The 13,075-nt window shown below is 50.4% G+C and carries 9 protein-coding genes and 1 pseudogene; 8 read left to right on the top strand and 2 right to left on the bottom strand.

Features of this window, described 5'->3' with window-relative positions; all coding sequences use genetic code 11:
* Nucleotides 1-28 precede the first annotated feature (28 nt).
* The gene (aspS, locus tag BZJ17_RS05760) at nt 29-1,804 is read right to left on the bottom strand and encodes an aspartate--tRNA ligase (RefSeq protein WP_077455421.1); all 1,776 of its coding nucleotides are present in this window, start codon (nt 1,802-1,804) and stop codon (nt 29-31) included.
* Nucleotides 1,805-2,075: 271 nt separating this feature from the next.
* On the opposite strand from aspS, the gene BZJ17_RS05755 reads away from it, so the two are divergent.
* The 8 genes and pseudogenes from BZJ17_RS05755 to BZJ17_RS05720 all read left to right on the top strand — a co-directional run bounded on the left by BZJ17_RS05755 (nt 2,076) and on the right by BZJ17_RS05720 (nt 9,977).
* Nucleotides 2,076-2,954, top strand: coding sequence for a DUF72 domain-containing protein (locus BZJ17_RS05755; RefSeq protein ID WP_077640096.1), 879 nt, complete (start codon nt 2,076-2,078; stop codon nt 2,952-2,954).
* Between the two features lie 103 nt (nt 2,955-3,057).
* Complete coding sequence (gene cmoA / locus BZJ17_RS05750) at nt 3,058-3,786, top strand: carboxy-S-adenosyl-L-methionine synthase CmoA (RefSeq protein WP_077455422.1); 729 nt, start codon at nt 3,058-3,060, stop codon at nt 3,784-3,786.
* Nucleotides 3,787-3,808: 22 nt separating this feature from the next.
* Entirely contained in the window at nt 3,809-4,780 is a 972-nt protein-coding gene (gene cmoB / locus BZJ17_RS05745; RefSeq protein ID WP_077640082.1) for a tRNA 5-methoxyuridine(34)/uridine 5-oxyacetic acid(34) synthase CmoB, read from the top strand.
* A gap of 295 nt (nt 4,781-5,075) precedes the next feature.
* The gene (locus tag BZJ17_RS05740; protein WP_232112024.1) at nt 5,076-5,867 is read left to right on the top strand and encodes an ATP-dependent zinc protease; all 792 of its coding nucleotides are present in this window, start codon (nt 5,076-5,078) and stop codon (nt 5,865-5,867) included.
* A 9-nt stretch (nt 5,868-5,876) separates the two neighbouring features.
* Nucleotides 5,877-7,382 (top strand): annotated as a pseudogene (locus tag BZJ17_RS05735) (inactive transglutaminase family protein); the annotation flags it as partial.
* Between the two features lie 40 nt (nt 7,383-7,422).
* A complete protein-coding gene (locus BZJ17_RS05730) occupies nt 7,423-8,430 on the top strand; it encodes an alpha-L-glutamate ligase-like protein (RefSeq protein WP_069591045.1) in 1,008 nt (335 codons plus the stop codon).
* A gap of 116 nt (nt 8,431-8,546) precedes the next feature.
* Complete coding sequence (locus BZJ17_RS05725) at nt 8,547-9,059, top strand: VC2046/SO_2500 family protein (RefSeq protein ID WP_077640079.1); 513 nt, start codon at nt 8,547-8,549, stop codon at nt 9,057-9,059.
* Nucleotides 9,060-9,323: 264 nt separating this feature from the next.
* On the top strand, nt 9,324-9,977 hold the full coding sequence (locus BZJ17_RS05720; RefSeq protein WP_157893163.1) for an SDR family NAD(P)-dependent oxidoreductase: 654 nt from the start codon (nt 9,324-9,326) through the stop codon (nt 9,975-9,977).
* A 215-nt stretch (nt 9,978-10,192) separates the two neighbouring features.
* Here the strand turns inward: BZJ17_RS05720 and adhE are convergent, their stop codons facing one another.
* Nucleotides 10,193-12,901: a bifunctional acetaldehyde-CoA/alcohol dehydrogenase gene (gene adhE / locus BZJ17_RS05715; RefSeq protein WP_077640077.1), complete on the bottom strand. Its 2,709-nt coding sequence runs from the start codon at nt 12,899-12,901 to the stop codon at nt 10,193-10,195.
* Nucleotides 12,902-13,075 lie beyond the last annotated feature (174 nt).

Raw genomic sequence — 13,075 nt, 5'->3', positions numbered from 1 at the left:
TGATCGGACTTATCGTCTCTGGATGACGTTACTCGCTTTGTTCCGCCGCCGCAGTAATGCTAAGCGCCAGTTCTTCAAGCGCCGCTTCGTTAGCAATGCTAGGCGCATCTGTCATCAAACAAGCCGCTGCCGTGGTTTTCGGGAAAGCAATCACGTCACGAATGTTTTCAGTACCCGACAGCAGCATCACCAAACGGTCCATACCAAACGCCAAACCTGCGTGTGGTGGAGTACCAAATTTCAGTGCATCCAGCAAGAAGCCAAACTTCTCGCGCTGCTCTTGTTCGCCAATACCAAGGGTTTCGAATACTGCCGCTTGCATCTCTGGGTTGTGGATACGCACCGAGCCGCCACCCACTTCATAGCCATTGATAACCATGTCGTAAGCATTCGAGTTCGCTGCTGCCGGATTCGCTTTCAGCGCTTCTGGGGTCACGTCAGTTGGCGCGGTGAATGGGTGGTGCATTGCATGAAGATTACCTTCGTCGTCTTCCTCAAACATTGGGAAGTCAACCACCCACAGCGGTGCCCATGCTTGGGTGTCTGTCAGTTCGAGATCCAGACCAAGTTTCACGCGCAATGCGCCCAACGCTTCGGTGACTACCGACTTTTTATCTGAGCCAAACAGGATGATATCACCGGTTTGTGCTTCAGTACGTGAAAGGATCCCTTCAACCACGTCCGCATTAAGGAATTTCGCTACCGGTGACTGAACACCGTCCAAGCCCGCGTCACGGTCATTGACTTTCAGCCATGCAAGTCCTTTGGCGCCATAGATACCCACAAACTTGGTGTATTCGTCAATTTGCTTGCGAGACAGGCTGGCACCACCCGGTACACGGATGACGGCAACGCGGCCTTTTTCATCGTTGGCCGGGCCTGAGAAGACTTTGAATTCAACGTCTTTGACCAGATCCGCCACATCGACGATTTCTAGCGGGTTACGCAGATCCGGTTTGTCAGAGCCAAAGCGACGCATCGCTTCCTCATATTTCATGATTGGGAAGGCACCCAAGTCGACGTCAAGCAGCGACTGCCACATTTCGCGGATCATGTTCTCGGTCACTTCGCGCACTTGCTCGGCGCTCATGAACGAGGTTTCGATATCGATCTGGGTAAATTCTGGCTGACGGTCAGCGCGCAAGTCTTCATCACGGAAGCACTTCACGATTTGGTAGTAACGGTCAAAGCCAGACATCATCAACAACTGCTTAAACAGCTGAGGCGATTGCGGCAAGGCATAGAAGCTGCCTTTGTGCACACGGCTAGGAACCAAGTAGTCACGCGCGCCTTCTGGCGTTGCTTTGGTCAATACCGGCGTTTCGATATCCAAAAAGTCATTGCTGTCCAAGAAACGACGGACAAAGCTGGTCGCTTTCGCACGCAATTTGATGCGGTCACTCATTTCTGGACGACGCAGGTCAAGATAGCGGTACTTCAAACGCTGTTCTTCAGAGATGAATTGGTTGAAGTCGATCGGTAACGGGGCACTGCGGTTGATAATGTCTAACCCAGTTGCCACCACTTCAACTTCACCGGTCGCCATATCACGGTTGATTTGGCTGTCTGGACGCGCACGCACTTCACCGCGAATTTGGATACAGAACTCGTTACGTAGCTTGTTCGCTTGCTCGTAAACGTCACCCATATCAGGATCGATCACGACCTGTACGAGCCCTTCACGGTCTCGCATATCGATAAAAATCAATCCGCCCAAATCACGACGACGGTTAACCCAACCACAAAGACTTACTTCTTGCCCGACATGGGCTTTATTCAGGTGACCACAATATTGGGTGCGCATAGAGTATTCCTGATCTGATTCTGATTATTCCGCTTGCCCCCTTGGGCACAAGCCTGCCAAATACTGAGGGGAATTCGGGTAACAGCGTCTGTCGTACCTGACGGTACGCCCCCATTGGTGCCGTTACTGTCAAAGACCTGCCATTATAAAGGAAAAGCCCCTCCCTTGGTAAAGCGATCGCGCTTTTTTATTCTGTTTGGCCGATGAATGGTTTTTTGGCGCACTTCCGATTAGGCTATCACCATCTCGATTGACCGATAAAAGCCAAGCCATGTCCCTGACGTTAAATCACGTTTCCGTACCGCCCCTACGCCTTGGGCTGACACAGTGGTCCCACCCCAGCTGGCAACATCACTTTTATCCTCCGGGCACCAAAACGGCCGATCGTTTAGCGCGCTATGCGGAGGTGTTTAATACGGTTGAAGGCAATACGACCTTTTATGCCTCACCCTCAAGCTCGTCAGTTGCCAATTGGGCCGCGGCCACGCCGGATGCGTTTCGGTTTACCTTTAAATTTCCGCAAACCATTACCCATCAGTGCCAGTTGCGCCATGCACAGACATTGACGCAAGATTTCATCACCCTGATGGCGCCGCTCCATGAAAAGGTGGGGCAATGGACCATCCAACTCCCTGCCCGTTTTGGTCCCGAGGGCTTGCCGGCATTGGCTACTTTCTTACAGCAACTACCCGCGGACTTTTCGGTTGGCGTGGAAGTCCGTCACCCAGCATTTTTTGCCAAAGGCGACGCCGAGCGTCAATTGAATCGCCTACTACTCGAACAGAAAGCGAATCGGGTGATCATGGACAGCCGCCCCGTGTTCGCCGCCAAACCGGACTCGCCGGCGATTATTGACGCACAACAGAAAAAGCCACGCGTGCCGGTTCATGCGATCGCTACCCATGAAGCGCCCATGGTGCGCTTTATCGGTCACCCCTCTCTCGATGAAAATGCCGCGTTCTTTACGCCGTGGATCGCCAAATTGCAGCACTGGATGAATGAAGGGAAAACACCTTATTTAATGATCCACACTTCAGATAATGATCAGGCTCCTGCGCTTGCCGCAGCGCTCTACCAACGCCTTGAATTATCAACCCCTCTCGCGAGTGTGCAACGCGCGGCACAGTCACAGCAGTTCTCGTTGCTGTAATCACCTACGGACAATGGCAAGGCAGAATAAAGACAGACGGGGAAAAATTCACTACAATACGCCGCTTTTACTGCTGGGCATTGGCTGATTTGTAGGGGCTCTCATGGCTAATCAGGATAAAATTTTCGCGGCGCCCATTGAAAAACTGGGTGATTTTACCTTCGACGCGAACGTCGCCGAAGTCTTTCCGGATATGATTCAACGATCCGTACCGGGTTATAGCAATATCATTTCGGCGATTGGGATGTTGGCACAGCGTTTTGCCAAGCCAAATACCAATATCTACGATTTGGGTTGTTCATTGGGCGCGGCCACCTTATCGATGCGTCGCCATATCGAACACGCAAGCTGCCAGATTATCGCGGTAGATAACTCGTCGGCGATGGTCGAACGCTGTCGTCTCCATGTGAACGCATACCGTGGTGCTGCTGACGTAGAGGTCAAAGAAGCGGATATTCGAGATATCGAGATCCAAAATGCGTCTATGGTTGTGCTTAATTTTACCCTGCAATTTTTAAGTCCTGACGACCGCCAAGCCTTGTTAAGCAAAATTTACCAAGGGCTTAATCCCGGTGGCATCCTGATTTTATCGGAAAAGTACTGCTTTGATGATGACACCGCCAACGAGCTTTTGATTGACCTACACCATGACTTTAAACGTGCCAATGGATACAGCGAGCTGGAAATTAGCCAAAAGCGTAGCGCCCTTGAAAACGTTATGCGTCCAGACAGTATTGGCACCCACAAAGCCCGATTGAGTGATATCGGTTTTAGTAGTGTTGCCATGTGGTTCCAGTGTTTTAACTTCGGCTCTATGCTAGCCATCAAGTAAGCCAACCGGTACGAGTAGTTTCATGTTTGATTTTTCTGACTTCTATCAGCTTATTGCCAAAAATCGCCTAAGCCACTGGCTGGAGGTTCTCCCGGCCCAATTAGCGGAGTGGCAAAACCAGCCGCATGGCGATATGCCGAAGTGGATTAAGGTGCTTAATAAGATCCCAACCACCACGCCCGAGACGGTTGAGCTGAAAGACGCGGTACGTATTGGCGATGACCAAAGCCTGCCGTCCGGTGAACGCAAAAAGCTCGAAAACCTATTGCGCAGCTTCCATCCGTGGCGCAAAGGGCCATATCAGGTTCATGGCATTGATATTGATACCGAATGGCGATCCGACTGGAAATGGGATCGTGTACTTCCTCATATTTCGCCACTGAAAGGCCGTTACATCTTGGATGTTGGCTGTGGTAATGGCTATCACATGTGGCGTATGTTGGGAGAAGGCGCTGCGCTGACCGTCGGTATTGACCCATCAGAGCTTTTCTTGATGCAGTTCGATGCCATACGTCGCTTGATGGGCAACGACCAACGCGCCCACCTTTTGCCTTTGGGAATCGAAAAACTGCCGGCGCTGCGTGCATTCGACACTGTGTTTAGTATGGGTGTGTTATATCACCGCCGCTCCCCCCTCGATCATCTGATGCAACTTAAAGATCAATTGCGTAAAGATGGCGAGCTGGTGTTGGAAACCTTAGTGATCGACGGCGATGAAAACGCGGTGTTGGTTCCGACTGACCGCTATGCGCAAATGCGTAATGTGTATTTCTTCCCCTCTGCGCGCGCACTGAAAGTCTGGCTCGAAAAGGTCGGCTTCGTAGACGTTCGGATTGTCGATGAGTGTGTCACTACCACTGACGAGCAACGTAGCACCGAGTGGATGACCCATAATTCGCTGCCCGATTACCTTGACCCTGCCAATCCGCATCTTACGGTAGAAGGCTATCCCGCCCCTAAACGTGCCATTTTGGTCGCACGTAACCCTGATTAATGATTGTGCGCCTCTGGTTTGACAAGAGGCGTACCTTGGCTTGACGTTCAGCAAGCAGAACATTATTTAACCGCCTCGATTTTCTTTCCCGTTCACGCCATATTTTCTATCCAGATCAAAAAGATAACGGGAAAAAAGTGACAGAAAACGTCGATAAAACCATCACTCAGTCAATCCTGACTAACTTTTGACAGAATCCCTCTACCCATCTTCGCCGCATCGATTAGAATTTGCGCTCACCGTTCAGCACCTTGACCAAAACGCAGCTGAGCCATTTTTGCACCGGTTGGAGATTATGATGTTATTTCGCTGCTCACTGATTAGTGCGCTCTTGTTAACGATGTCAGGTTGTACCCTCACCTCACAGCACCAACACCAAGAAACATTGGACAAAATTGACCATGTTGCCGCACAAACCAATCAGCAACAGCAAACTCTATCCACGTCATTATCGAATCATGATGATGCGCTTTCTCGTCTGTCTGACAAAATCAGTGCGATCGAAAGCCAACTGAAAGTGATGCAGCGTACCCAAGCGAAAGTGTACGCCAACATGGCGGATGCCAAACCGGAAGTAAAGGTGAAAGAGAAAGTGGTTCGTGTCCCGGTCAACGATGACAAAGTCTTATTGGGTGCCCGTGAATGGGTATGGTTTGACGCAGTAGAAAGCACTTTCCAAGCTCGCGTCGACACTGGCGCAGAAACATCTTCATTGAATGCTGTGGATATTCAAGAATTTGAACGCGATGGTGATACTTGGGTGAAGTTTAACGTTAACCATAGCGAAAATAATGACGAGCCCGTGTTTATGGAAATGCCGGTGAAACGCTGGGTGCGTATTCGCCAATCTTCCACCGATAAAACCGACCGTCGTCCAGTTGTAGAAGCCTGGATCCGTGTCGGCAGTATCCACGAAAAAACCCAATTTACGCTCGCTGATCGAACCAACATGGAATATCCCGTCCTACTGGGCCGAGAGTTCTTCAAAGATCTCGCAGTGGTCGATGTCAGCCAAGAGCATATTCATCCCAAGTACGAGCCTGAAACGCAACCGGATGCTAGCAGTAACGACGCTAACCAAAAATAGGTCACCTTTATGGTTTCACGTGTTCCATTTTACTTTTTAATCGGTTTTCTGGTCTTGGCAGGTATTGCGTTAAGCGCATACCGTCATATGGTTTATGGCGTGCCATGGCTCGCTGATGAAACTCGCCAAGTGTGGCAGATTGAAGCACGCATCAATTTTGATGCCACCGGTGGGCCGGTGAAGGTGAATCTTGCCGCGCCCGATAGCCAACCCGGCCTGACTTTGATTGACGAAAGCACCTCGTCATCTGGCTATGGGTTTTCTTTGCTTGATACCGACTACGGCCGCCAAGCGCAATGGTCAACACGCACCGCCACCGGCGAACAAACCCTTTATTTCAAAAACCAAATGCTGGTGGATGACAGTGCTCGCTATACCATGACGCCACCGGAGCACGACACCGTTGCGGCCCCGGTAATGGACAATGCGGCTAAAAACGCTGCGCTCGCCTTACTCGATCGTGCTCGCGCCCGCTCGGCGGATAACATCACCCTGACCCGTGAACTGATCAAACAATTTAACAGCACCGACAGCCAAAACGCGGCATTGTTGCTTAACGCCTTTGATAAGCCAGATGCGGTTCAAAAGACATTGGCGCTAGAAGGGATCCATGCCCGCGTTGTAGGTGGTTTGAAGTTAGAAGACGGTCGCCGTCGCCAAAGCATCTCACCAATGATCCAAGTGTGGCAAGACACACAGTGGCATTTATTCGATCTCACTACCGGACAAAATGGCCATCGCGACGACGTTCTCCTGTGGAACCAACGAGGCGGTCCTTTGCTGGAAGTGACAGGCGGTGAGCACAGTCATGTCAACTTCTCGATCATTTCTCAGGATATCAGTCCGCAGCAGGCGACCACCGCCAAAGTGAACGCCGACGATCTGCTCAACTTTTCGATTCATAGCTTGCCGATTGAAGAGCAAGCAATGTTTAAAACCATCATGCTGATCCCAATTGGCGCGCTGATTGTGGTGTTCTTACGGGTCATTGTTGGCTTAAAAACGTCTGGCACCTTTATGCCTGTACTGATTGCGGTCGCGTTTGTACAAACCCAATTAATCACCGGCATTGTTGGCTTTGTACTGATTGTCGGTACGGGCTTGGTGATCCGAAGTTATCTCTCCCGGCTCAACTTATTGCTGGTGGCGCGGATCTCCGCGGTGATTATTACCGTGATTTTGATTATCGCCGTGTTCAGTGTGATTGCGTTCCACATCGGCCTAATCGAAGGACTAACCATTACCTTCTTCCCGATGATCATCTTGTCATGGACGATTGAACGGATGTCGATTCTATGGGAAGAAGAAGGCGCTAAAGAGGTGGTTATTCAAGGCGGCGGCTCGCTTCTCACCGCCGTGCTGGTCTATCTCGCGATGACCAATGAGTTAGTTCGCCATCTGACCTTTAATTTCATTGGTGTGCAGTTAGTGATTCTGGCCCTGATCTTAATGCTGGGTAACTACACGGGCTATCGCCTCTCTGAGCTGAAGCGCTTCCGCCCACTTGCTGCTAATGAAAAAAATCTCGGCCTTGCGCCCACCTCGGGAGGTGATGATGCGAACACTCCTCGCTAAACTGGCGTCACCCTTCCGTCTCAATGAAGCGGGCGTGATGGGCATGAACCAACGTAATATTCGTTATATTGGTCGTTACAACGATAGACGCTTGTATCCACTGGTGGATGATAAGCTCAAAACCAAACTGATTGCACAACAAGCCGGCGCGACGGTGCCGGACTTGATTGGGGTAATTGATAGCCAAGCGGATGTTAAACGCATTCACGCCATGGTCGCAAACTGGCCGGGCTTTGTGATTAAACCGGCCCAAGGCTCTGGCGGTAAAGGGATCATGGTGATCACGCAAAATCACCAAGGGCGCTATTTTAAAGCCTCCGGCAAAGAAGTCAGTCATGACGATGTAGAGCGCCATATTACCAACACATTGGCGGGCTTGTTTTCCCTCGGCGGTAAAGCCGATGTGGCGGTGGTCGAGAATCTAATCGCGTTCGATGACAGCTTTAGCGGCTTTAGTTATGAAGGCGTGCCTGATATTCGTGTGATTGTGTTTCAAGGCTATCCTGTGATGGCGATGATGCGTCTCTCAACCTCGGCGTCAGACGGTAAGGCTAACCTGCACCAAGGCGCGGTTGGGGTTGGGCTGGATCTTGCGACCGGTCATGCATTAAAAGCGGTGCAATTTAACAGCCCCATCACTCACCACCCTGATACGCACCAAGACTTGTATACGCTTAGGGTCCCACATTGGCAGCAATTGCTCACCCTTGCCGCCAGTGCGTGGGAGATGACTGGGCTCGGTTACATGGGCACCGATATGGTGCTTGATAAAGACAAAGGCCCAATGGTGTTAGAGTTAAATGCCCGCCCCGGGCTTGCGATTCAAATCGCCAATGGCTGTGGCTTGTTGCCCCGACTGCGGTTGATCGAGTCTTTACCGCCATGTCGCTATCCACCGTTACCCGAAGCGCGCGTTGCGTTTTCCATGCGTCACTTTGCCGGCCAACAAACTCAGCCCCTGAAGCCGCGGTTAGCGAAAGTCAGCTAAAAGGTTAAATCGCCCTAAAACGCTCAATCGGCGAAAAAAAGCTAAAGTTCTCTGCGCCTTGCCGATAACCAAAATAACCGGCTCATTGGTTTGATACTTAAGGTAAGGCGCCCACAGTGACAGTGCACACCATCGACAAAGCACGCATCATCAGTGATGTGCAGTTTGGAGACAATCTGAATCATGCAGTGACGCAAGGACGTCGCTCTGATTTTGCGTTGATGCTCGCGCTGATGTCTGGTGATGCCAATGAGTCAACACCACTCACACCGCTTGACGAAAAGACCATTAATGACGAGGTTTTACGTCGTCAATTTCAGCTTGCCCCACCTCAGCCGTTGTCTGCCAGTAATGAAGAGGATTACGTTCGTGCTGGTGCGCAAGCTGACGCCTTTCACCGTGGCGGGATTGCCAGTGCACATCTGCGCTTTCAGCTCGCACCTGCTGCCATGCACTACCCGCCCCAAGGCACTCACGGATTTGATGAGGCGGTCTATCATAATTTATCTGGCCACCAGCGTCGTAAATTGGCAGATCGCGAGTCAGCACGACTCTCACTCAACCCGACGACCTTGTATGAAAATCTCACCACCGCACACTGCCAAGACAAAATGCGTGTGAGCGCATAACCACCAAGATCGCAAGTCGATCCCGACGATAAATAGCGATCCTTTTCCAAAATGTGATCCTCTATATATTCCGAGCAATCGATCCCCAATTTACCCACTTGTTTTGAACATTTTTTGCGCACCCCGCGTATTTATGTACCAGTATTAACTTCCCACGCCTGAACAAGCTGGGGGTAAGTTGTCACTTTCTCGTGAATGAAATTCGTAACATATTGTAGAGACAGTGATTTTTCGTAAAGGATTGATGTGATTGAGGAAATGACCATGAAGATAGATAACGCGGTGGTCGTCATCACAGCAGGCGGCTCGCCATCCGGGCGTGCCATGGCTGAACATTTTTGCTCATTAGGCGCCGATGTCGTACTGCTTGATACCGAGTGGCCGACGCTACGCCTAAGCGCCGATCAGTGCCGAGATTATCCCGGCCGGATCCAGCCGATCTGTTTAGCTGATTATCAGCCTCAATCCATCAATGATGCCTTTGCTCAAATCGTCACACTGTTTGGTGGTATTGATGTGCTCATCAATCATTGGCAAGGGGATATACTGCCTAGCCTTTTGGATAATGGAAATTTGGGTGAGATACCACAAACGGTCGCCGATTCCACCTCACATTATTACGTCGTCGTGCAACGCGCCGCCGTTTGTATGCAACAGCGTGGACGCCCCGGTGTGATTATTAATGTTGCCGGCCATCATTTAACCCCAGATACCGTCGCCAATGCCATGATTGGAGGGCTCACTCAGCGGTGGGCCAAAGAATTGTCTGGGCTCAAAATCCGCGTTGGCGGTATTGTTCCTCGCGGACGTACGATGAATCGCGCAAGCGGAGGAATGGATGACGAGCTGATTCGCAATGCGGAATACATCGTCTCCAACGATTCTTTTAACGGCCGATTATTAGAGGCAAGTGGATGAGAGGGATCTAGGTCCTAGAATCCTAGGGCCTAGGAACGGCGTTACACTTTTCCCGTATTCCGACAGCGAAGCATTTCGTCTCTTTCCGTATTCAAGATCCCGATTCAGGCCTGATGCTGAGACGTATGTTCACCCCGCCAGGCTAAGCCATTAAACGCACAAAAAAAAGACCCGCCGAGGCGGGTCTGGATTTTTATTCGGTGAAAGCGTCGCGATTAGGCTTTTGCTTTCGCACCTTTTTTGTCTGCGCCCGCTTTGGTTGGCGCTGCCGCTGGTTGGTCATCTTTTTTCTTGATAACCGTGGTGCCTTCGAAGGTTTCACCTTCAACATATGGCTTACCGTAGTAAGAAGCCAACAGCACTTCTTTCAGCTCTTTGATCAGTGGGTAGCGTGGGTTCGCACCAGTACATTGGTCATCGAACGCTTCTTCCGCAAGCTCATCAAGTTTGGCAATAAAGTCAGCTTCTGGGACACCGGCCGCTTGAATAGACGCAGGGATATCCAGTTTCAACTTCATTTCTTCCAACCAAGCGAGGAGACGCTCAATCTTCTGCGCTGTGCGGTCACCGTCTTGAGACAGACCTAAGTGATCCGCAACTTCTGCATAACGACGACGTGCTTGTGGGCGGTCGTACTGTGAGAACGCAGTTTGTTTGGTTGGGTTGTCATTGGCGTTGAAACGAACCACGTTTGAAATCAGCAGTGCGTTAGCAAGACCGTGTGGTAAGTGGAACTCAGCACCGATTTTGTGCGCCATTGAGTGACACACACCCAAGAAGGCGTTAGCAAACGCAATACCGGCAATGGTCGCACCATTGTGTACTTTTTCACGTGCAATTGGGTCGTTCGCACCGTGCGCATAGCTCGCTGGTAGATACTCGTTCAGCAGTTTCAGTGCTTGTAGCGCTTGACCGTCAGAGTATTCGCTTGCCAGTACTGACACATAAGCTTCCAAAGCGTGTGTAATCGCATCATAACCACCAAAGGCAGTCAGAGACTTCGGCATGTTCATTACCAAGTTGGCATCAACAATCGCCATCTGTGGTGTCAGCTCGTAATCAGCCAGTGGGTATTTGGCACCGGTTTCGTCGTCGGTAACAACTGCAAACGGCGTTACTTCTGAGCCTGTACCTGATGTGGTCGTTACACAAACCAGCTCCGCTTTTTTACCCATTTTCGGGAACTTATAAATACGTTTACGGATATCCATAAAGCGCATTGCGAGCTCTTCGAACGCAGTTTCAGGGTGCTCGTACATAACCCACATGATTTTCGCTGCATCCATTGGTGAACCACCACCTAGGGCAATGATCACGTCTGGCTGGAAGCTCTTCATCGCGTCGGCACCTTTGCGTACCACGCTTAAAGTAGGATCGGCTTCCACTTCAAAGAAGGTGGTCACATCCATGCCCTGCGCTTTGAGCATTTTTTCGATATCGTCAGAGTAACCGTTGTTGAACAAGAAGCGGTCAGTCACGATCATCGCACGTTTCTTGTCTTCCAAATCACTCAGCGCGATTGGCAGGCTGCCGCGACGGAAGTAGATAGATTTTGGTAGTTTGTGCCACAGCATATTCTCAGCTCGCTTCGCAACAGTTTTCTTGTTCATCAGGTGTTTAGGCCCAACGTTTTCAGAAATCGAGTTACCGCCCCAAGAGCCACAACCCAGTGTGAGTGATGGTGCAACGTTGAAGTTGTACAGGTCACCGATACCACCGTGAGTGGTTGGGATGTTCACCAGAATACGCGCTGTTTTCAGGCGGTCGCCGAAGTACTTGATGCGATCTTGGTTAACATCTTGGTTGGTGTATAGGCCAGAGGTATGACCGATACCGCCCATTTCTACCATTTTGCATGCCATATCCACGGCGTGCTCGAAGCTTTTCGCACGGAACATACCCAAGGTTGGCGAGAGTTTCTCGTGAGCGAATTCTTCTTCAATGCTGATTTCAAGGCCTTCGCCGATCAGTACCTTGGTGTCAGACGGCACGCTCACACCTGCCATATCGGCAATCTTGGTGGCGGGCTGGCCAACGATGTCTGCGTTCAGGTTACCGTTAATCAGGATAACTTTACGCACTTTGTCTGCTTCAGCTTTGCTCAGGACATAGGCTTTGTGAGAAGCAAAACGTTCTTTCACTTCGTCGTACACTTCGTCCATCACTATAACCGCTTGCTCTGATGCACAGACCACACCGTTATCGAAGGTTTTCGACATCAAGACAGATGCAACCGCACGTTTGATATCCGCTGTTTCGTCAATCACGACCGGCACGTTACCCGCACCAACACCAATCGCAGGTTTACCTGATGAGTAAGCCGCTTTAACCATGCCTGGACCACCGGTCGCAAGGATCAGGTTGATATCATCATGCTTCATCAATGCGTTAGAAAGCTCAACTGAAGGTTGGTCAATCCAGCCGATGATGTCTTTCGGTGCACCTGCTGCAACCGCTGCTTCCAGCACAAGTTTAGCCGCATCATTGGTTGAGTTTTTCGCACGTGGGTGTGGCGAGAAGATAATACCGTTACGGGTTTTCAAAGAAATCAGTGATTTGAAAATCGCAGTAGAGGTCGGGTTGGTGGTTGGAACGATACCACAGATAAGGCCTACAGGCTCAGCGATAGTGATGGTGCCGAACTCGTCATTCTCTTCTAGAATGCCGCAGGTTTTCTCATCTTTGTATTTATTATAGATAAACTCAGACGCGAAGTGGTTTTTGATTACCTTGTCTTCCAAGATACCCATGCCTGACTCTTCAACAGCTTGTTTGGCCAGAGGGATACGCGCATTGTTCGCGGCAAGCGAGGCTGCACGGAAGATTTTGTCAACTTGCTCCTGTGAGTAGGTGGCAAATTCTTTTTGTGCCTTTTTGACACGCTCAACCATGGCGTTGAGTTCAGCAATATTAGTGACAGGCATAGTCATCTCCTGGTTCATATTTGAAAATCATTTAGTAATTGCTTGCCGCAGCATTGTGGCCAGCTAACCGATGTTTCTGACAGTTAGCGACGCGGTTTGGTGCGTGGCATTTAGTAAATAACTTTCAAAACTGAGTATAAATTTTCACAGCATCAACAACTTGATCTCGATCAT

It is taken from the genome of Salinivibrio sp. IB574 (genome assembly GCF_001996205.1).
GTDB classification, from domain to species: Bacteria; Pseudomonadota; Gammaproteobacteria; order Enterobacterales; family Vibrionaceae; genus Salinivibrio; species Salinivibrio proteolyticus.
This window is presented reverse-complemented; position numbering and strand designations above follow the sequence as displayed.